A 20,008-nucleotide genomic window follows, 5' to 3' on the forward strand; every position below is an offset into this window, starting at 1 on the left:
AGCGTTTGATCGAACTAATGGGCGGTGACTTAGAAATTAAAAGTGAACTGGGAAAAGGGTCTGTGTTTATGTTCAGCATCTTTGCTCAGGCAGCCGCAGAGGAGACCTATACACGAATAGATGTGCCTAGCACTACAGAGGAAACGGATTTTACGGATATGGCGGAAAAATATCCACTGCGTTTACTCGTCGTGGAGGATAATGAGATTAATATAAAATACATGCGGCTACTCATGGACCAGCTCGGCTACCCCTTCGATACTGCACGTGATGGACTAGAGGCGATAGAAAAAGTAACAGAAAATGCGTATGATGTTATTTTTATGGACATTCAGATGCCGCGAATGAATGGACTGAAGGCGACGGAAAAAATAATAGAAGAGGACTTAGCTCCTGACACCTTTATCATTGGCCTCTCGGCCAATGCCTTTACCGAGGATATAGAAAAGGCCTATAAGGCAGGCATGCATACGTATCTATCCAAACCAGTTCGTGCCGATCAAATCGCTAAACTGCTTAAAGAAAGAGCATTACAATTAGGAGTTAGCTCATGAAACACTGCTCTCCTACTTGTAATGCACGTTTAATTAACCTTGCCTTTTATGGGCAAACTGGAATGAAATGTTATCGCTGACCGAAAGGAAGGTTGTTGAAGATAACGAACTGCAGCTGATTACGCGTAAAGAGTGGATTATTTGTACTTTGGCGCATAAAGCCTACCTCAAAACGAAGACGAGGACTGGTCTGATAACCGATTGCTCCGTAAAGTCGATTACGGTCGAATATGGCAGGATTGTCATCTTGGTTAGAGTTTAAGAATATCTCGTTATAAGCAGATAAATACCATGTGTCTTCTCCCATTCGGTTTTTATTTAGCGGGAAATTCGCACCTAAGAAGTAGCGGTATCTCATTCTGAAATCATCATTCCCGAAGAAGCGCTGCTCGAAGCGGTAGCGATGAATCAGGACCAATCGGCCTACATTTTGCCGACTCCAAAACTGTTGCCAAATACGGTGTTCATCGAAGGCTCGGTCTTCTACCACATCTAGGATTCCATCCATTTCGCCTAGAGGACGGGTATGGATAAAGGCATAGCCTGCCGAAAGAATATTATTATTTTCAGTGAGGTAACGACCAACACCCGTACGGATTAGAAGCTGTTCCGTATTTCCGACGAAGTTATAATTACGGTACTGGATTTCGTTGTGGAATACCCACTTATTGTTTCCGAAGTTTTGATTACCGAAATAAATCAACCAGTTACCAGTTTCTGGAACTTGACTGTAGACAGTTCGCTCTCCTGCGAAGAAGAGAAGCGCAAAGCAAAGCAAACGTAAAATGTGTTTTTTCATACGGGCTTGTAGATGAAATTAGGATTATAGAAGCATAAAGAAGCGTCACTCCAATTAAAGAGTGACGCTATAAGGTAAATGTATATTAAAGACCCATGATGTCTCTTTTAGAGAATTTCGATGCCGGTAGGTCTGTCAATGTCTCTTCCAAGAATTCTACTTTTCCGGATTCTAGATCATACACTGCACCGATGATAACAATATCACCATTGTAGTACATACGGGAAAGCATAGGCTCTAGTTCACGTAATTCGTTTACTTGGTTGATAACGTTTGCTTTACAGCAAAATCAAGTAGGTTTTCGCTAATGCCGAAGTAACGTTTTGTAGCTGGCTTAATGCTGTTAATTAAAGTTACTACGTGACCAGGGGGGTTCTCAGGAAGTTTAATCGCTGCATCTACTGCACCGCAGTAAGAATGACCTAATACTACAATTAACTTCGTACCTAAAACTCCAGAAGCGAATTCGATGGTTCCGTAAGAAGCCTGTGCCATTACTTGGCCTGCAGTACGTGTCACGAAAAGGTCACCGAAACCTTGATCAAACAAGATTTCAGCAGATACACGAGAGTCACTGCAGCCCACGATAGTTGCGAATGGTGCCTGACCTTTAGAAAGCGTGTTGATTACATCCGCATCCTGTCTTGGGTGGATACTTTTACCCTCCACAAAACGCTTGTTCCCCCACATCAACTTCTGTAGCGCAAAGTAAGGATTAGCACCCGCAGAATCACGGTTGATGATGTAGTTGTCCTTTCTCCACTGAGGGTCCGCATACAGTGCTTCCTTCTCTTTCTTGGCAGCTTGACCATCGCGCTGCGCTAAAGCTAGTCTCCTGTTAATACAGTGAGCAGGCATGTAAACAGGGTGACGTTTAATAGCCTGAAAAGATTGTTTTTTCTTGTAAACATATAATTGGATTTAATTCCTTGGTTATACGGTCAAGTTTTTAGAGAGTTGTTCTAAACGTAAGGCTTCGTCCTGTTTTGGTGATAAACGTTTAAAATCTGGATTTGTAATAATTTTTAAAGTGTATGTAAAGCGTAAAAAAGTAAATGAATAAAGTGATACTTGTAATGAGTGTATGTATTATCTGTAGAACAAAGAAAGTATTTCCTACCGTAAATAATTAGTCCATCTGATAAATAGGGTTATTAAAAATTAAGCCTTATTTTATAGGCTTTCATATAAAATAAAAAAAGAGCGCTTTTGTATAAAAGCACTCTCCTTAGGACTCAATTTATATTTTTCCTCGTTACAGCTGCATGTTGCTGTCGAATGCCTCCAGATAGTCTGCCACGCGGCGCACAAACATGCCCCCTAAAGAACCATCGACGACACGGTGGTCATAAGAATGAGAAAGGAACATTTTATGACGGATAGCGATGACGTCTCCCGTAGGCGTTTCGATTACGGCAGGCTTTTTCGTGATCGCACCGACCGCTAATATCGCAACTTGTGGCTGTGGAATGATCGGTGTACCCATTACATTTCCAAAAGAACCTACGTTTGAAATCGTATACGTACCTCCAGCAAGCTCATCTGGGCTCAGTTTATTATTTCTGGCACGTACTGCTAAATCGTTTACCTTTTTTGATAAGCCGCTTAAATTGTACTGATCTGCCTGTTTAATGATCGGAACGATTAAGTTTCCTGAAGGAAGTGCTACGGCTATACCAATATTGATATCCCGCTTCTTGATGATCCGCTCGCCATCCACAGAGATGTTGATCATCGGGAAGTCTTTAATGGCTTTTGCGACCGCCTCCACGAAAAACGGGGTGAAGGTTAGAGATTCCCCTTCACGCTTCTTGTAGGCATCTTTCACCTTATTTCTCCAAAGGACGATGTTCGTCACATCTGCTTCCACGAATGAGGTTACATGTGGTGAAATACGCTTGGAGTCTACCATTCGCTGTGCAATCATCTTACGCATGCGGTCCATTTCGATGATTTCATCTCCAGCACTGATGCTCACAGGCTGTGGCTTGGGCGCTGGGCTCGCTGCTGCACTCGCTGTCACTGGCGCTGCAGCTGCTGGGCTCTCGGCCGCTGGAGCCGGCGCTGCTGCTGGTGCTGAAGGCTGTGCAGGTGCCTCACCGCGCTTTTTCAAGTAGGCCAGCATGTCGTTTTTCGTTACACGTCCGTCTTTTCCTGTACCCGGAATGCCCGCTAATTCGGCAGCACCAATCCCCTCTTCCTTCGCAATACTCTGCACAAGCGGGCTATAAAAACGCTCATCAGAAACGGCTTCTGCAGGCGCAGCGCTCGCTGCCACCAAGCTTTCTGTAAGCGCCGGGGCTACCGTAGTCTGTGCCACTGCTGCGGTCTCTGCTGCTGGCTGAGAAGAAGCCGGGGTATCTACAGCCGCCGCATCCGTCTCGATGAGCGCGATCGGTGCCCCCACCGCCACGACATCACCTTCTTTTACTAATATCTTCTTTAAAATACCGCCCTCTATGGCCGGTACCTCTGTATCTACTTTATCTGTGGCGACCTCTAAAACCGACTCATCTTGCTCGATGGTATCCCCTTCCTGCTTTAACCAGGTTAGGATGGTCCCCTCTATAATACTCTCACCCATCTTGGGCATCACCATTTCTATCGTTGCCATAGTCTTTATTTAATTGGGTTTATTTCTGACTTATAAAATTATATTTTATTTTGGGCTTTTCAAAATCGAAAATAAAATTTTTATTCTGAAATATTTGCCAGCTCCTGCCGGAGCAAATTCAATACCGAAATCCCTGTTAGCCGAATATTCAGCCCTCGATCGGCTGTCAGCTGCAGTTTTTTCGTCCGAACGCCCTTTTCTGTTGCGCAGGCGATCCAAACGGTGCCCACAGGCTTTTCGGCCCAGCCACCAGAAGGGCCAGCGATACCACTGCTGGATAAACCGATGCTGGCACCGAACTGTCTTCGCACACCTTCCGCCATCTGAGCCACGGTTTCTTCGCTTACGGCACCCTTTTGCGCCAGCACCTCCTCGGATACATCGAGTAGACCTGCCTTATGCCGGTTATGGTACGGGATAATGCCCCCCTCGAAATAGGCGGAAGCCCCAGGAATCTCGGTGAGCATGTGGGCGATATAGCCACCACTACAACTTTCCGCCAGGGCGACTGTTTTCTTCTGCTGCCGTAAAAGTCGGCCCACAGCCTCCGATAGGCTATCGTCGTCATATCCGTAGATATACTTGCCTATAAGTGTAGAGCCGCTTCGATCTGCTCACTGACATCATGCACCAAGCTGTCTTGTTCCTCGCCGAAAGCCGATAGGCGCAGCTTGACATGCCCCAGTGAAGGTAAATAGGCCAGTTTAATGTGCGCAGCAAGGCAGCTTCCCAGTCTTGTAAAACCTCTGCCAGCCAACTTTCCCCGATGCCTACTGTCTTGATGACCTTATGGTAGATCATGGGCAGTCGAAAGCATTTTTTTAATTCCGGTAGCACGAAACTTTCCATTAGGTGTTTCATCTCGTAAGGAACCCCCGGCATCGACATCCAGTACGTGTCCCGCTCGTGGAACCACATGCCCGGCGCTGTGCCCATGCTATTCTCTACATAGCGGCAGTTAGTGGGCAGATGCGCTTGAAGCTCATTTAGGCGCGTGAGAGGACGGCCGCGCTTTTCGAAAAACTGCCGGACGGACTCTAGGGCCTCTGGTACCAAGGCCAACTTGCTGCCAAAATACTCGGCGAGCAGGGGCTTGGTCAGATCGTCATTTGTGGGGCCTAATCCCCCAGTGATGAGAACCACATCTGCCCGCGCTTCCGCCTGCCGAAAGGCAGCCAGCATATCCGTTTTATTATCTCCTACGGTCAGGCGAAGGACTACGCGCACGCCGATGCGATCTAGGTTTTGGCTGATCCACTGACTGTTGGTGTCTACGATTTGTCCGTAAAGTAATTCATCTCCTACAGCGATGATGGCTGCACTGACTTCTTGGTATGCCATATTATCTGACCCGTGTTCGGGTAATTAATTTGGAGAAAAGGCCAGGGAAAAAGCGTTTTAGCAGGACACCAAAGCGCTCTTTTCCGCCTATCGTGACTTCTTGTTTTTTCTTTCGAATGGCGCTTGCGATGGCTGCAGCACAGGCCGCTGCGGACATGCCATTCGCTTGGGCCTCGTCCATTTGGCCAAGCTGCTGGCCTTTGCCCGTGAGGGCGTTCACTGAAACCTGTGTATGGATAAAGCCGGGACAGATCAGCGTGACATGAATCGGATGCGGGTGCAGCTCGGCGCGTAGGGAGTCGAAAAAGCCATGGAGTGCATGCTTGGAGGCGGCGTAGGCAGAGCGATAGGGGGTTCCGAATTTTCCTACCAGGCTACTCACCGTAGCAATGTGCCCGCTGCGGCGCTCCATGAAATGGGGGAGGAGGGCCTTCGTGAGGGCGATGGTTCCGAAATAATTAACCTCCATGATGCGGCGGTCCACTTCCAGTTCCGTTTCTTCCACCAGAGAACGCTGGCTGATCCCCCCATTATTAACCAGCAGATCGATTTGCCCGAAAAAGCCAAGGGCCTGTTCGACATAGTGTGCCGCAAGACTGGTCTTGGCCAAGTCTAAGGGGAGTATCTGAACTTCTTCTGGGGAGCTGCACTGAGCGGCGACTCGGTTTAGGGCGGCTTCATTTCTGGCGGATAGGATGAGGCGATACCCCTTTAAGTTAAGGGTGTAGGCTAATGCTTCTCCTATGCCGGAGGAGGCGCCAGTGATCCAGGCTACGGGTTTTTTCATGTTTTTTTTCTTCGAACCAAGGTACGAAACCGATAGGGATAGCTGTGACACTCATCTGCTGGGTACCAGGGGCTCGCCGCTGTTTCCTGCCATTCTGCTTCCGGGAATGCCGGGAAGAAGGTATCCGCTTCAGGCTCGGCGTCTATCTCTGTGAGCTCTAGATGCGTGGCGTAGGGCAAGCCTTGCCGGTAAATTTCTCCACCACCGATGAGGAAAACGCACGTTTGGCCAGCGGCCTCGGCCCCTGAGAGGGCTTCTTCCAGACTATGAAAGACCTGATGCCCTTCGGGCAAAGTAAAGGAGGTGTTCCGGGTAATGACCGCGGATATCCTGCCCGGTAGTGGACGGCCTAGGCTGTCATAGGTTTTTCGACCCATGAGCATCCAGTGCCCCATCGTCAGGGCCTTAAAGCGCTTTAAATCTTCCGAAAGCTTCCAAGGCATCCCGCTCTTCAGCCCGATGGCCTGATTGCGAGCGGCTGCCACGATGATACGTATCTCCACAACTTTTTTTTAAAAATACCACTTTCCTTTTAGGGAACAAATCCTTTTGTGCTTAACTCACATAAAGGAGCAAGCCTTTCAGATAACTGGTTTCCTGGTGGAAAATGTTTACGGGATGGTCTCCGGGCTGTTCTACATGTTTTAGAATGCGCACTGTGCGACCGGCCTCTAGGGCTGCCGCGGTGATGGTATGGGTAAAGAGGGCCTTGTCCACGACCTGCGAGCAGCTAAAGGTAAACAGCAGCCTCCGGGCTTGATTTTACGCAGTGCTGTGGCATTTAAGCGTTTATAGGCTTGGACGGCCCGGTGGCGTGCCTTGATATTTTTCGCAAAGGCGGGGGGATCCAGCACGATGATATCGAAATCCTCAGCCTGAATTTCTTTTAAATAGGGAATGACATCGGCAGTAATAGCTTCATGCGCACCTTGTAACTCTGGGTTTAAGGCGATATTTTCATTCACCAGCTGGATGGCTTGTGCGGAAATATCCACGGAACAGACCTTCGTGGCTCCTCCTTTTAGTGCCGCCAGCGAAAACCCTCCCGAATACGAAAAGGTGTTGAGCACGCGTTTTCCTGCCGCCAGGCTGCCGAGCAGGGCTCTATTTTCTCTTTGGTCGATGAAAAAACCCGTTTTTTGGCCTTTTTCCACATCGATGGCATAGCGAATTCCGTGCTCCAAGGCGGTAAAATGCTGTTTTGCTCCCCATAGCCAGCCATTCGTGCAGGCATAATCGGAGGGAAGTGTTTCCTTACTTTTATCGTAAACCGCCTGAATGCTGTCACCCGCCACTTGGCGAATGGCTTCAGCGATTTCCGCTACATGGGCATGCATGCCTACATGGTGTGTCTGGATGACGGCTACTTGATCGAAAACATCGATGATCAGTCCAGGGAGGCCATCTCCTTCGCCGTGCACCCAGCGGAAGAGGTTGGTAGCGGTACCGCCCACTAAGCCCAATTCCCGCCGCAGCTGCCAGGCTTCGGAGAGTTTTTCTACCCAAAAATCCTGATTGATTTCTCTTGGACTAAAACTCAGCAGGCGCACCATGATGGAGCCGAATTGGAAGTGGCCTGTGGCCAAAGCCTTGCCGGAGGCGTCCGCCACGGTAACGAGACTACCGGAGTGCAGCTGCTCTACATCAGAGAGTATGGCGCCAGAAAATATCCAGTGATGTCTTCTGCTCAGGGAGATTTCTTTGCCTTTTTTTAGGCGGAGAATGGGATAGGTACTCATGATTCTGTTTGTTTAGGGGCTGTCCAGCTGCCGATTAGCATACCGAGTATACTGACACCGAGTGCGGGGATATGGGCATAGATAGGAAGGGGCACTTGTAATAAAATCAAGTAAGCGATCATGCCACCGATGATAGACCAGTAGGCGCCTCTTTCGCGGGCACCCTTCCAGTACAAGCCAGCGGTCAGGGGAACGAAGAGGGAGACCAGCAGGAGGATGGAGGCGTCTGCTACCAGTTCGTAGATATTAGCCTTATAAAGTGCCAGTGCGATCGCTACGATGGCGACACCCACAATGCTGAGGCGCAGGGCCCAAAGAAAGCGGCGGTCGCTCCAGTTTTTGCCCCAGATGGGGCGAATAATATTTTCCCCTATAACCGCTGCGGGGGCTAGCAGTCCGGAGCTAGTGGTACTCATGATGGCTGAGAGGAGTGCGCCGAAAAAGAGGATTTGGACGAAAAGACTGCTATGGTTAAGTACCATGGAAGGCAGTAAAAACTGCTTATCTTCCAGATAAAGTTCTGGATACAGGTATTTAGCTCCTAGAGCAATAAATAAAGGCAAAAGTCCCAGTGTTAGGTACATGCTCCCAGCGATGAGGGTGGACTGAAAGGCTACGCGCTCACTTTTCGAAGACATCACGCGCTGGTAGATATCTTGGGAGGGAATAGATCCGAGGCCTAAAATCATCCAGGCACCGAGGTAATTCAGCCATGAGACAGGATTCGAATCGGGAAGGACCTGAAAACTACCTTCTGGTGCGCTGTCCAGAATGACGCCGACACCCCCGGCATCTGCCGCTACCGTGTAGGCTACCCATGCCAGGCCGATGATGATCAGGGAGGTTTGGATAAAGTCGGTAATGGAAATGGCCCACATGCCACCCATATAGGTGTACACCACGACGATGACCGCACCGATGAGAACCCCTTCTGCTAAGGTGAAGTCAGTGATGCTGCTGAATATCAGTGCCATGGCGACGAGTTGTGCCGCCACGTAGCCGAAGTAGGCAGGTATCATGAAGAGGGAGGCCAGCAGTTCGATTCTGGGGCCAAAGAGCTTTTTATAGACGGCTCCGATGGTCAGCACGTCCATTTTGTACATGGGTCTGAGGTAGAAGAGCCCGAATAAAATGAGACACAGGGCGCCTCCGAAAGGGTCTTCGATGACCCCTTGTAGCCCATGCTCTAAGTACTCAGAAGAGGCACCAAAAATCGTTTCGGAGCCAAACCAGGTAGCAAAAAGTGCTGCAGAAGAGAGAAAAACAGGCAGTTGTCTGCCTGCTAATACAAAATCCTTCGAGCGTTTCACAAAGCGTGCCGTGTAAGCGCCCACGCCCAGTGTTAACGCGATGTAAACAGTAATCGCTGCTAGTAACAATTCCCCCTTTTCCCTTAGCTGTACATACTGGCCCGCAGGGCTTTGATTTCCTCACTTTCTAAATAATCGTCGTAGTTCATCCTGCGGTCGATTGTGCCTTCGGTGTGAATTCGATGATCCGGTTCGCAGAAGAAGTGACGAATGCGTGGTCATAGGAGGAAAGGAATACGGTGCCACCGAATTCAATGATGGCGTTATTGAAGGCCGTGATACTTTCGAGGTCCAAGTGGTTGGTGGGCTCATCGAGGATGAGAAAATTGGGGTTTTGGAGCATCATCTTGGAAACCATGCAGCGTACCTTTTCTCCTCCAGAAAGGACAGAAGCTTTTTTCAGCGTCTCTTCTCCTGTAAAGAGCATGCGGCCCAGAAAGGTACGTACATAGGCTTCTTCTTGGTTACTGCTAAACTGGGAGAGCCAGTCGATAAGATTCAGATCGCTCTTAAAAAACTCGGAATTATCATTAGGAAGGTAGGCTTTTTGGATGGTGACACCCCACTTAAAACTACCGGAATGGGCATTCAGGTCTCCCATAATCGTTTGGAAGAATTTCGTGACTGCCTGCTTGGTTTTCGAAATAAAGGCAATTTTATCCCCCTTTTCGACCATGAGGTTCACATCGGTGAAGTAGGTAGTTCCCGCTTCACGTAATTCGAGCGCTTCTGACATAAAAAGCTGGTCACCCGCTTCACGCTCCTGCTTGAACTGGATACCGGGGTATTTTCGTGTAGAAGGTTGTATATCGTCTACATTCAGTTTTTCGAGCATCTTCTTTCGCGCGGTCGCTGCTTGGACTTGGCCACGTTCGCCGAGAAACGCATGATAAACTCCTGTAGCTCTTTACGTTTTTCTTCTACCTTCTTATTCTGATCAGAGCGCTGTTTGGCTGCGAGCTGGGAAGATTCGTACCAGAACGTATAGTTACCCGAATAAATACGAATCTTAGCAAAATCGATATCGACGATATGCGTGGCAACTTCATCGAGGAAGTGACGGTCGTGAGACACCACAATCACTAAGTTTTTAAAATTAACTAAAAAGTCTTCTAGCCATTTGATGGTCTCTGCATCCAAGTCATTCGTAGGCTCATCGAGGATGAGGATGTCTGGATTTCCGAAAAGCGCTTGTGCGAGAAGCACACGCACCTTTTGGTTACCAGCTAAATTTTTCATCTGCTCATAATGGAGCTCCTCCGATATTCCAAGACCACTCAGGAGGGCCGCAGCATCTGATTCTGCGTTCCAGCCGTCCATCTCAGCGAACTCGCCTTCGAGCTCAGAAGCACGAATACCATCTTCTTCTGAAAAATCTGCCTTCATGTAAATGGCATCTTTTTCTTCCATAATGGCATACAGCTTTTTATGGCCCATGATCACCGTTTTCAACACTTCTACCTCGTCGAACTCAAAGTGATTCTGCTTGAGCACCGCCATACGCTGCCCAGGGGTAATCGAAATCTGCCCGCTGGTACTGTCGATTTCTCCCGATAAAATCTTTAAAAAGGTGGATTTTCCTGCACCATTAGCCCCGATCACCCCGTAACAGTTGCCCGGCGTGAATTTTACATTGACTTCGTCAAAAAGTGTGCGTTTTCCAAACTTTAAGGAAAGATTATCAACAGAGATCATACGTTCAAATTAGTCTTTAAGACTGCAAATGTACGGCAAAAACGATCAGGAATCAAAAATCATCTTAGGAAGGTTCATTATGCCTTCGAGTAGAAGCTATCGTGGATAAGTAAAGTTAAAAAAGGTGTCAATTACTCTGTCTCTAAAAACTCGAGCAGCTTAGGTATATCCTGCTGCTTTAACGGTTTGGTGAAATAATGTTTGACCTGCTGAAAACTCGTCGAGCGCGTGATATCGAGTGGATCCACGGAACTACTGAGCATGCAGACTGGAATTTCAGCAAATGCCGGTACATCCTGCATATTCATGAGCAATTCCCAGCCATCCATAATGGGCATATTAATATCCAAGATGATTAATCCTGGCAAACTTCCCCCTAATAGCCCTCGATTTAAAAAATCCCAAGCTTCGGCACCATTTTCTTTTATGATCAGCTCATCGAAACAGTCACGGTACTTTTCCAAGTAATTTTTACCGATTACTTGGGTTACGCGGTCATCCTCAACAAGTAAGATTTTTAAGGATTTCATGGTTTTACTCTAGTGGCTAAACTTTTGGACAGATGGGAGCTTGGAAAACCAAGATTCTTTTAACAAGGTAGAAAAAAAAAAGCCGCAAATACATGCGGCTTATCATTTTTTTCTTTTCACTTATTTTGTGCCTTGCGCTTCTAATCCCGGTGAGCGCTCCAGAAACTCCTGATAGAGTCGGATTTGTCTATTGCTCATCGGAACACGGTAACCCTGAATAAACACATGTTGAATCTGAGAACGGGTCTCGAAAGGATCGCCGGTAGCTACCAAAAGGGTAGCATCTTTGCCTTCCTGAATGCTACCCATGCGGTCATCTACCCCGAATACCTCAGCGGCATTTAGTGTGACCGCCTTCAGCGCTTCCTCTTTACCCATGCCATAGGCTGCAGCAAAACCAGCATTAAAAGGCAGGTTACGCGTATTTTCAGCATCGTTTGAGCGAATCACCACTTTTACACCCGCTTTGGCCATCTTTCCAGGGTTCGTATAGGCGGCATCATAGCGATCCGACTGCCGTGTCGGGATAGAAAGCATCGGCCCTGTGATGACAGGTAAGCCACTTTTCGCGATCTCTTCCGCCACTCTCCAGCCTTCTGCCACACCGGTTAGGATGGCACGAACCTTTTTCTCCTTGATCCATGCGATCGCATTGAGGATATCCTGTGCAGCATTCGCCTCCACTAAAAGTGGGAGCTCACCAGCGATCACTTTCGCTAAATGCTCCATCTCTGGATAGTAGGTCAGTGTAGCCCCTTTTTCGGTTAGCTCATGGTACAGCGTAGCCTTTTCCCACACCTCATTTAAGGATTTCTGGGCGAGGTCAGCTTCTTTCTTGATGTCCTCGTCCGAGCGTCTATCCCAAGTGGAACGGCGTGCCGAAGAAGGGAAGTTCAGCACCACACCTTTAAAACCTGCGTACATTTGATCCGGCGTATACCCGTTTAAATTAATTAATGCAGCCGTTCCGGGAAAGAGACCTCCAGAGGGCATGGCAAGGGTAGTAGTCACGCCACTAACACGCGTAACAGGGATGGCCACGGAGTTCGGATTCACCGCCGTAAGCGCCTGCATGTTCGGCTTGACATCGCCGATTTCCTGGTAATCCTGCGTTTCGGCCAGTGAGCCGACCTCCACTAGTCCGAGGCGGCTACCTCCATCCACGAGTCCCGGGTAGATGCTCAGGCCGCTACAGTCGATGACTTCTGCGCCTTCTGTAGATAGGTTTTGGCCTATGGCCAAAATCTTTCCGCCATCTAAAAGCACATCGGTATCCTTCAGAATAGGCCCACTAACGGTGTACACGGTGCCATTTTGTAATAAAAAGCGCCCACTTCGAGGCTTGACGAACTCGCCATCAAACTGCGCCCATAATAGGGTAGGCGTCAGTAGGGCGAAACTCATAAGTAGTATTCGTATAAATCGCATAATCGCTGGACTTAATGTTCGTGTTCAAATAAATTTCTACCAAAATTCGTGAAAAAGAAATCCACACCATGCATGCAGCGATGGTCATGCTCTTTTAAGAAAATCGGCTCTACACGATCTTCTGCACTCACTTTTAGGCGCATATCGTTGGGATCCTCATGGATGTCAAAATATTTTTTACCATCGATAAAGGTCATTTGTGGGATCGCATAAACCGAAAGGGGATGCGCATTGAAGATAACCAGGTCACCCTGCTTGCCTACCTCGATGCTGCCCACTTTATCGGCGATGCCCAGCTGCTTAGCGGGGTTTATCGTGATCAGCGCCAGCGTCTCCTCATCACTAAGCTCTCCGTAGCGCTGTGCTTTCGCTGCTTCATGGTAGAGGTGGCGAATAAGCTCTCCCGAGTCAGAATTAATGGAAGTAATCACCCCATTTTCAGTCAGGATAGCAGCATTATAGGCCGTGGAATAATAGACTTCAAACTTATAGGCCCACCAGTCCGCGAAAATAGAAGCACCCATCGTGTATTCGGCGAGTTCCGGAGCTACCTTAAAGCCTTCGTTTACGTGCGAGAAGACGATGTTGGTGATATCAAACTCACGACAAACCTTAATCAACATATAAATCTCATCTGCACGATAGGAGTGGCAGTGGATGATGACCTTGCCGTCTAAGATATCGGCCAGTGTCTGCAAGCGTTCGTCGTAGGCAGGTGGGGTAGCTTAGCGCCCGCCACTTTTCGCGCTTCTTCGTATGCTTTCCAGCGCGCTTGATACTGCTGTGCTTCCTTGAACCCATTTCGAATCACTGCTTCCACGCCCATACGGGTCCTTGGCTGCTTGTTGTTCCCCCGACCATGTACCCGCGTTGGGTTTTCGCCGAGGGCAAATTTAATGGTCCTCGGTGCATCCTGCATAAAGAGGTCTTCAGGATTATAAGTGCCATAGCGATGCTTTAAGGTGATATTTTCTCCACCGATCGCATTCGCTGAGCCGTGCATGGCATGCGAAATGGTCACCCCGCCTGCTAAAGCACGGTAGAGACCGATATCAAATGGATTGACCACATCGGCCATCTTCACCTCCGACGTGATCGGAGAGGTGGCCTCATTTACGGCATCTAGTGCCACGTGGGAATGGGCATCGATAATGCCAGGCATCACATATTTTCCCGTGGCATCGATCACCTGAACGCCACTGCTCGCACTCAGGTCTTTCCCGATGCGGCGAATGATCCCTTTCTCTACGAGGATGTCCGTGTTTTCTAATGTGCCCTGCGTTACCGTCAGAACAGTCGCATTTTTAATGAGCACGTCTCCCTTTGGGGTTTGCGCGAAAGCGCAAAAGGACCAGAGCGTGCAACATATACTGAGTATAAATGACTTTTGATACATCTGTGTGAAATTAAAGCGTTGGTTTTTTTTCAGCGCTAAGCGGAAAAGTGCCGAAATCAGCGATGTTCATCGTGCCGGTAAAATTACTGCCTGCCACATCTCCGCTCACGCGAACTTGCAGTTCCATCCCTGCGGCAGATACATCGAAGGAAAAGCGTAATTTGCCCTCGTTAAACTCGATGTTTTGCATGCTGGCGCTGGCTTTTCCGCCGCCTGCAGGGTCGTCATACGTAATCGTACCGGAGTAACTTTCACCTTCACGGCTAATGGTCATCGTGCCTCCACCACTTCCAGCGGGAGTCGTGCTTTCGTAGGTCCATTCGCCTGTTATGCCCGGGGCAGCTTGTCCATTACCGGAAGCCTTTTTCTTTTGGCTCACCTCATAATCGTATACGAAGCCATCTGCAATTACATGTTTGATCTGTGCTTCTTCCGAAAAAATAGGGGCAGTGCTAATGGTGAAGTTAGCTAATTTCCCTTTTTCGATACGTCCGATGAAGTTATCTACGCCGAGCATGCGTGCAGGATTCGTCGTGAGTGCCGCCAGTGCAGCCTCCTCTTTCAGTCCTGCAGCTACCATCTTGCGGATGGCTGGGAGCGCTTCGCCAGCCTTCGTCTCCATAGTGCCGAAGGCGAAGAGAATTCCATTATCCGCTAGGGTGGCTGCCTGCTTTACCTTTTGCGTGTAGGCCTCTTGAACTTTATCGAGGCGTGCCTGTACTTCTTCGGAGGCATCGTCGCCGGCGGCTTTCGGCTCCTTCGGAAGGGCAGGCTTGAGAACCACTCGCATCTTCGCTGCTTTCAGTTCGTCCACCAAGTAAGCGACATCATCTACGCCCAGAAGCATAAGATTAAAGCCGAGCTCCTTTTGTAAGCGCATCGCGCGCCGCGCCTCTAGGTCATTACTCACCTGAAAAGCTACTGTAAGCTGCTGATCTACGACAGGGAAAAGCGCTCTCTGAGTTTTGGTCACCTCGGGACGCTGCATGTTGCCGGCATTAGCAAAAAGGCGCTCATGGCGTGCTGCAAGCTCTGTATTTTTGTATAAGTCTCGGAATTTCGCCATCACCCCGAGGGGAGTTCCTGGGTACATGCCGCGTGCACCACGAAATTTTGCCACTGCGGTGACCTCTTTTCGAACACTATTGATGCGGTCTTCTTCTCCGAATACGACTAAGGCACTTTTTCCCGGCATCATGCCTCCCTGAGGGATCATGTGGCCTAGTGTAAAGCCCGCCTTACGTGCATCCTTGATCGCTTGATTTCGCATGTCCATGAAGTCGGTAACATCCATCCAAGGGCTGATGCCAGCGAGCTCATCCGGAGGTGAGGTGTAGTCGAAGTTCGATGGGCGTTCCCCCGCAGGTGGCGTGCTGACTCCAGCATAACTAGCCGCATCCAGAAAGCCCGCATAAATATAGAGGGAGTCTAGCTGAAGCGTCTGTGTGCCCGTCGGGACTTTAAGGTTTTTACCCACCTGCTCGATGAGCCCCTCATGAATGTGAATCTCTAATGCCTCCGGGCTTCTGCCTGGAGCGGTGACCACGTATCCTCCTTTTAATAGGTAGGAAGCCGTCACACGCCGCTTTGCACTAGGATCACTTTGCGCCAGCAAATTTCCTTCGGCTCCTATAAGGAAGCACAAAAAAAAATGCTAGTAAAACAGTTGAAATCCTGCTCATTCTTTCTAAATTATGGTGTAATTTGACAGTTAAATAGGCATGAAGATAAGAAAAGAACCTGCACACAAATACTGTTTTGTGTTGCCAATTCCTGATTATGGGAGGAAAGGAAAATAGTGTCCATCAGCGGAATAATACTGGGGCTCCCTGTAGGGAACTGATTTTGCGGACCAAACAATGCGCCTAAACCGGGGGTTAAAAAGGCATTCTAGTTAAGAGAAGTATTCAAATTATTTCAGTACCTTATGAGCTGAAAAAAATAAAAAATCGCCTTTTTTACGCTGGCGTGATTGGATTTATATGGAAAAGAGAGAGTTATTTAAGGAATTATATTCAAACATAGGGACCACCGGAGCGATTACGTTTAGCTCAAAAGCGCTTGTAGACAAGATGTTGTCCTATGCAGATTTTAAAGGAGCGAAACTAATCGTCGAACTGGGGGGCGGGGATGGCAGTATCACCAAAGGAATCATCGAGCGCATGGATCCGGATGCCACCTTGCTGGTATTCGAAATCAGTAAGGAGTTTTGTGACAACATGAAGCTGGAATTTCCGCAGAAGAATGTGAAGATCATTTGCGATAGCGCCGAAAATTTAGATCGCTACCTGCGTGGAAAACGGGCAGACCTCATCTTATCCTCCCTGCCGTTTAGCCTGATCCCTAAAGAGAGTCGCCAGCAGATTTACGCGAAAAGTCGCTCGGCAGTCAAGCATCAGGGTAAGTTTATCCAGATTTGCTATTCTTATCTGCTGCGGTTTCAGTTTGCCAAGCATTTCAAGCAGATTTCCACCTCTTTTACGCTACGTAATTTTCCTCCTGCTTTTATCATGGTTTGCCAAGCATGAGCACAAAAGCCGGCATAAATGCGCGCATCGTTCATGAGGCGATCGTTTTTTTAGCAGAGAAAAGGGGACGAGATGCTTCTTTCTGTCCTTCCGAGGTGGCCCGGTGGCTTTTCCCCCAAGACTGGCGCCATTTTATGGATGTCGTTCGTGAAGCAGCCTTCGAGCTATACCGAGAAGATGTCGTCCGCATCCTACAGGCAGGAGAGCTCGTTCCTAAAGATGAACCCGTGAAAGGCCCCATCCGAATCGCTAAGCGCTAGACTAAACTCTTTGGCTAGCGCAAATGTTACCCATAAAAACTAAGTATGAAAAACTGGTCCATTCTAATCGGGTTTCTGTTGGTCTACTTCGGAAATCCCTTTGGGGCTGCGGCCCAAAAAACGGCAACGAAAACCATGCAAACATCAGCGCTCCCAAAAACAGACGTTCAAGTGCCAGCAGGCATGGAAGTAGCTACCTTAGGTTCCGGCTGCTTCTGGTGCATAGAGGCGATTTATCAAGATCTCAAAGGCGTGCATGAGGTGCGCTCGGGATACAGTGGTGGGCATGTCGAAAAGCCTACCTACCGACAAGTGACCAGCGCGACCACTGGGCATGCAGAGGTCATTCAGTTTTACTTTGACCCGGAAGTGATTTCCTTTAAAGAGGTGCTTGAAATATTCTGGTCTACCCATGATCCGACTACTTTAAATCGCCAAGGTGCCGACGTAGGCCCGCAGTACCGCTCGGCGATCTTTTACCATTCGGATGAGCAGCGCGCACTGGCGGAGCAGCTCAAGCAGGCACTAGATAAATCGGGGGCATTTCCGAATCCGATCGTGACGGAGGTAACGCCATTCACGAATTTCTATGTGGCTGAGGATTACCACCAAAACTACTTTAAAGACAATGGCGCGCAGCCTTACTGTCAGGTAGTTATCCGACCGAAGGTGGAGAAATTCCGAGAAGTCTTCGCGGACAAATTAAAGTAAAGCCGTATCTTTAGCCCAATTCAAAAAATCGTAAGCATGAAAAAAAGTAGCCTGATTCTCCTAGTCTGTTTGGCCTTCGCCTGCCAGCCTAAGGAAGCACAAGAAAACACAGCTGCCGCAGGGCAAGATAATCTGGAACTCGTCGGAAATTTCGGCGCCCCTATTGAAGACGCCGACGCGGTCAGCACCTTGGAAATGGTTCAGAACCTGCGTAAATCGGGTACCTTCACCGGTCGTGTGGAAGGGAGGATCGTTGATGTCTGCACGAAAAAGGGATGCTGGATGACCTTGGAGCTCCTGATGAGCAGTTTGTGCGTGTAACCTTTAAGGATTATGGCTTTTTCGTGCCTACGGATGCTCATGGGGCCTTCGTGGTAATGGAAGGAGTAGGGAGCATCCAAACCACAGATGTGGCTACGCTTCGGCATTACGCAGAAGATGCGGGTGCTTCTGAAGAAGAAATCGCTAAAATTACAGCCGATAAAGAAGAACTAAGTTTTGAAGCGCATGGTGTCATCGTTAAAACGGCTAAGTCGTAAGCCTGCCGCAGGCATTCTGTATGGCCTGGTACTTTGGGCGGCTTTCGTGGCCTGCGCTGCAGAGCAGCAAAAGGAGGTGCTGGATGTCCCCGTAAAAGAGGAAATCGAGCCTTCCACCATCCGCTACCCGAATGAAAGCGCTCCCCTAGCCTGGGCCATGCGCGGACTTTTCGAAGACTTCGAAGAGGTGCGCGATGCGCTGCGCGAAGGCCAACGACACCTCATAGACATCGAGCAGCATATCACTTGGATGGAGGCACAACCCACCGACCCGAAGGTGAAAACAGCTGCCTTCGAACAGTATGCCCAGCTCTACATAAATCAGATAAATCGTTTCAATGAGGAAACAGATGCGACGTTATTGGAAGGACATTATAAGGCCATCCTAGAGACCTGTTTGGCATGCCATGCCACCTACTGTCCCGGTCCGATGAAGCGCATCCGATTACTAGAATTAGACGCATAAATGGCCATAGCATTAGATAATTTACGTGTAGGAAGATGTTATTCCTTTAAAAACTACGGAGAAAACCGACGTTTGCGGGTGTTAGCACGCATCAGCAGAGAGGATTTCGAGGTAGAGGACCTCGATACAACCGAAAAATACACCTTAGAAGAGCTACTTCGCTATGGAAAAGGGAAAGATTACGCGCTTTTCGAGCTGGACGAGCACGATGATTAATGGGACTTCGCCCGTTTCTTAACGCATCGAGAAGTGCTCGAAGTTTATCCCCTCACAATAAACAAAAAAGGTGTCAGTGGTAACGCTGACACCTTTTTTATACAGTTAGCATGCATGTCTCTTATATCTCCTTACTTATGGAAAGTTCGGAAGCCTGGTTCATAAATGATACGCATGAAGGAGCTAAGTCCTACGAATTCATTTCTATTTACAGGAATACCCGTAACGATACCGATGAGTAAGTTTTCTGCTAGCCCCAGACGCATCTGCGGACGCAGGACATGGCTCACGCCAAAGGAGTGTACCTCGGAGTTCACTTCCACCCCGATGAAATTTCGGGTTCCTGTGATCATGTAATGAAAATTACTATTGATTTCATAAACTACCTCACTACGCTGGCCGAAATCCCGGATAATTCGCGGGCCAGTGTACACGAGCGTATGGTAATTAGAGCCCCAGCGTTTAGCCGCAATGAAAAAAGGATTGTAAATATTTCCTTTAAATACATTGTCCCGCGTTATCTGGTTCAGGTCTACGAACTCGAATTCATGGATATAGCCTAGCGCCAAGGTGGTTTTAGCTTTTTCGGAGACGAAAAAAGACCACTGCGCCGCGAGCTTGAGCGATTCTACGCGGTTAGCAGGTACCTCAGGTCGGGCATTTTCTGGAAAATTTCGGTTCGCTGAGTACAAGGTCACAGGAACTTCGATCTCCAATCCCAACCGGTCGATCGGCGCCCACTCATACTCGATCAGTGTCTCAAATTCGGTAAATCCTCTTCGATCCGTCATGCCAGCGCCCACGTTCCATTCCTTTTCCCCCTTTCGCGCCCCTAAGTCACGTATCAAGTCAATGTACAAGGGTTCCGCATGGAGAACCTTCGGCTTCAGGCGCGGCTGATCTTCCACCTCGGCGATAAACATACTGTCTAATAGCATGCGTTCGTACTTCGCACTGTCCAGCTCAGACTGCTGACCATATCCCCATATGCTGCTGAGCATGAGGATACTAAAGAAGATTGTTTTTTTCATGTTCGTTTTAAAACGGCGCAATGTTACTTGCTTTTTTCCACATTTAGGAGTTAAATACTGTTAA

18 protein-coding genes and 4 pseudogenes are annotated in these 20,008 nt (G+C 48.5%); 7 read left to right on the top strand and 15 right to left on the bottom strand.

Annotated features, from left to right (window positions below; genetic code table 11):
* Window positions 1–554 (top strand): ATP-binding response regulator (locus A3SI_RS03530; protein WP_009053671.1); only part of this gene is annotated, 554 nt, incomplete at its 5' end.
* A 70-nt stretch (window positions 555–624) separates the two neighbouring features.
* Here the strand turns inward: A3SI_RS03530 and A3SI_RS03535 are convergent.
* From A3SI_RS03535 to A3SI_RS03595, 14 genes and pseudogenes are all read right to left on the bottom strand, one after another.
* Window positions 625–1,353 carry a DUF2490 domain-containing protein gene (locus A3SI_RS03535; protein WP_009053672.1) on the bottom strand — a complete coding sequence of 243 codons (729 nt, stop codon included), beginning with the start codon at window positions 1,351–1,353 and terminating at the stop codon, window positions 625–627.
* An 85-nt stretch (window positions 1,354–1,438) separates the two neighbouring features.
* Window positions 1,439–1,585 carry a hypothetical protein gene (locus A3SI_RS23105; protein WP_009053673.1) on the bottom strand — a complete coding sequence of 49 codons (147 nt, stop codon included), beginning with the start codon at window positions 1,583–1,585 and terminating at the stop codon, window positions 1,439–1,441.
* Window positions 1,586–1,608: 23 nt separating this feature from the next.
* Window positions 1,609–2,211, bottom strand: a complete 603-nt coding sequence (locus A3SI_RS19590) for a carbonic anhydrase (RefSeq protein WP_009053674.1) — start codon at window positions 2,209–2,211, stop codon at window positions 1,609–1,611.
* A gap of 397 nt (window positions 2,212–2,608) precedes the next feature.
* Complete coding sequence (locus A3SI_RS03545; RefSeq protein ID WP_009053675.1) at window positions 2,609–3,967, bottom strand: dihydrolipoamide acetyltransferase family protein; 1,359 nt, start codon at window positions 3,965–3,967, stop codon at window positions 2,609–2,611.
* A gap of 80 nt (window positions 3,968–4,047) precedes the next feature.
* Window positions 4,048–5,308: pseudogene (locus A3SI_RS03550) on the bottom strand (competence/damage-inducible protein A).
* A 1-nt stretch (window position 5,309) separates the two neighbouring features.
* Window positions 5,310–6,095, bottom strand: a complete 786-nt coding sequence (locus A3SI_RS03555) for an SDR family oxidoreductase (protein ID WP_009053676.1) — start codon at window positions 6,093–6,095, stop codon at window positions 5,310–5,312.
* On the bottom strand, window positions 6,092–6,598 hold the full coding sequence (locus A3SI_RS03560) for a dihydrofolate reductase (RefSeq protein ID WP_009053677.1): 507 nt from the start codon (window positions 6,596–6,598) through the stop codon (window positions 6,092–6,094). Before A3SI_RS03560 ends, A3SI_RS03555 begins: the two co-directional genes overlap by 4 nt.
* Window positions 6,599–6,766: 168 nt before the next feature.
* The gene (locus A3SI_RS03565) at window positions 6,767–7,834 is read right to left on the bottom strand and encodes a class I SAM-dependent rRNA methyltransferase (protein ID WP_316929060.1); all 1,068 of its coding nucleotides are present in this window, start codon (window positions 7,832–7,834) and stop codon (window positions 6,767–6,769) included.
* Window positions 7,831–9,213 carry a sodium:solute symporter family protein gene (locus A3SI_RS03570; protein ID WP_009053678.1) on the bottom strand — a complete coding sequence of 461 codons (1,383 nt, stop codon included), beginning with the start codon at window positions 9,211–9,213 and terminating at the stop codon, window positions 7,831–7,833. The genes A3SI_RS03565 and A3SI_RS03570 overlap by 4 nt, the downstream gene beginning before the upstream one ends.
* Window positions 9,214–9,227: 14 nt before the next feature.
* A pseudogene (locus tag A3SI_RS03575) lies at window positions 9,228–10,839 on the bottom strand (ABC-F family ATP-binding cassette domain-containing protein).
* A gap of 131 nt (window positions 10,840–10,970) precedes the next feature.
* Window positions 10,971–11,369 (bottom strand): response regulator, encoded by a 399-nt coding sequence (locus tag A3SI_RS03580; protein ID WP_009053681.1) that lies wholly within the window; start codon window positions 11,367–11,369, stop codon window positions 10,971–10,973.
* Between the two features lie 120 nt (window positions 11,370–11,489).
* Entirely contained in the window at window positions 11,490–12,773 is a 1,284-nt protein-coding gene (locus tag A3SI_RS03585; RefSeq protein WP_009053682.1) for an amidohydrolase family protein, read from the bottom strand.
* A 35-nt stretch (window positions 12,774–12,808) separates the two neighbouring features.
* Window positions 12,809–14,193, bottom strand: a pseudogene (locus A3SI_RS03590) (amidohydrolase).
* Window positions 14,194–14,203: 10 nt separating this feature from the next.
* The gene (locus A3SI_RS03595) at window positions 14,204–15,772 is read right to left on the bottom strand and encodes an amidohydrolase family protein (RefSeq protein WP_238531577.1); all 1,569 of its coding nucleotides are present in this window, start codon (window positions 15,770–15,772) and stop codon (window positions 14,204–14,206) included.
* Between the two features lie 403 nt (window positions 15,773–16,175).
* Here A3SI_RS03595 and A3SI_RS03600 point away from each other — a divergent pair, with 403 nt between their 5' ends.
* The 6 genes and pseudogenes from A3SI_RS03600 (at window position 16,176) to A3SI_RS03625 (ending at window position 18,913) form a co-directional block, all read left to right on the top strand.
* Window positions 16,176–16,721, top strand: coding sequence for a class I SAM-dependent methyltransferase (locus A3SI_RS03600; protein WP_040670051.1), 546 nt, complete (start codon window positions 16,176–16,178; stop codon window positions 16,719–16,721).
* A complete protein-coding gene (locus tag A3SI_RS03605; RefSeq protein WP_009053685.1) occupies window positions 16,718–16,981 on the top strand; it encodes a DUF3253 domain-containing protein in 264 nt (87 codons plus the stop codon). The genes A3SI_RS03600 and A3SI_RS03605 overlap by 4 nt, the downstream gene beginning before the upstream one ends.
* Before the next feature lie 45 nt (window positions 16,982–17,026).
* Entirely contained in the window at window positions 17,027–17,692 is a 666-nt protein-coding gene (gene msrA / locus A3SI_RS03610) for a peptide-methionine (S)-S-oxide reductase MsrA (RefSeq protein WP_009053686.1), read from the top strand.
* Window positions 17,693–17,887: 195 nt separating this feature from the next.
* Window positions 17,888–18,231, top strand: a pseudogene (locus tag A3SI_RS18045) (DUF4920 domain-containing protein).
* Window positions 18,200–18,697 (top strand): cytochrome c', encoded by a 498-nt coding sequence (locus tag A3SI_RS03620; RefSeq protein WP_009053689.1) that lies wholly within the window; start codon window positions 18,200–18,202, stop codon window positions 18,695–18,697. The pseudogene A3SI_RS18045 and the gene A3SI_RS03620 overlap by 32 nt, the downstream one beginning before the upstream one ends.
* On the top strand, window positions 18,698–18,913 hold the full coding sequence (locus A3SI_RS03625; RefSeq protein WP_009053690.1) for a hypothetical protein: 216 nt from the start codon (window positions 18,698–18,700) through the stop codon (window positions 18,911–18,913).
* 131 nt (window positions 18,914–19,044) lie between these two features.
* On the opposite strand, the gene A3SI_RS03630 is transcribed toward A3SI_RS03625, so the two are convergent.
* Window positions 19,045–19,944, bottom strand: coding sequence for an HAEPLYID family protein (locus tag A3SI_RS03630; RefSeq protein WP_040670082.1), 900 nt, complete (start codon window positions 19,942–19,944; stop codon window positions 19,045–19,047).
* Between the last annotated feature and the right edge of the window lie 64 nt (window positions 19,945–20,008).

This window comes from Nitritalea halalkaliphila LW7, assembly GCF_000265075.1.
Lineage (GTDB): Bacteria > Bacteroidota > Bacteroidia > Cytophagales > Cyclobacteriaceae > Nitritalea > Nitritalea halalkaliphila.

Bases quoted from the DNA above. Each gene is read 5' to 3' on its own strand.
- A3SI_RS03535 (WP_009053672.1), bottom strand. From the start codon at position 1,353: ATGAAAAAACACATTTTACGTTTGCTTTGCTTTGCGCTTCTCTTCTTC.
- A3SI_RS23105 (WP_009053673.1), bottom strand. From the start codon at position 1,585: ATGCTTTCCCGTATGTACTACAATGGTGATATTGTTATCATCGGTGCA.
- A3SI_RS19590 (WP_009053674.1), bottom strand. From the start codon at position 2,211: ATGCCTGCTCACTGTATTAACAGGAGACTAGCTTTAGCGCAGCGCGAT.
- A3SI_RS03545 (WP_009053675.1), bottom strand. From the start codon at position 3,967: ATGGCAACGATAGAAATGGTGATGCCCAAGATGGGTGAGAGTATTATA.
- A3SI_RS03555 (WP_009053676.1), bottom strand. From the start codon at position 6,095: ATGAAAAAACCCGTAGCCTGGATCACTGGCGCCTCCTCCGGCATAGGA.
- A3SI_RS03565 (WP_316929060.1), bottom strand. From the start codon at position 7,834: ATGAGTACCTATCCCATTCTCCGCCTAAAAAAAGGCAAAGAAATCTCC.
- A3SI_RS03580 (WP_009053681.1), bottom strand. From the start codon at position 11,369: ATGAAATCCTTAAAAATCTTACTTGTTGAGGATGACCGCGTAACCCAA.
- A3SI_RS03585 (WP_009053682.1), bottom strand. From the start codon at position 12,773: ATGAGTTTCGCCCTACTGACGCCTACCCTATTATGGGCGCAGTTTGAT.
- A3SI_RS03600 (WP_040670051.1), top strand. From the start codon at position 16,176: ATGGAAAAGAGAGAGTTATTTAAGGAATTATATTCAAACATAGGGACC.
- A3SI_RS03605 (WP_009053685.1), top strand. From the start codon at position 16,718: ATGAGCACAAAAGCCGGCATAAATGCGCGCATCGTTCATGAGGCGATC.
- msrA (WP_009053686.1), top strand. From the start codon at position 17,027: ATGAAAAACTGGTCCATTCTAATCGGGTTTCTGTTGGTCTACTTCGGA.
- A3SI_RS03620 (WP_009053689.1), top strand. From the start codon at position 18,200: ATGGTGTCATCGTTAAAACGGCTAAGTCGTAAGCCTGCCGCAGGCATT.
- A3SI_RS03625 (WP_009053690.1), top strand. From the start codon at position 18,698: ATGGCCATAGCATTAGATAATTTACGTGTAGGAAGATGTTATTCCTTT.
- A3SI_RS03630 (WP_040670082.1), bottom strand. From the start codon at position 19,944: ATGAAAAAAACAATCTTCTTTAGTATCCTCATGCTCAGCAGCATATGG.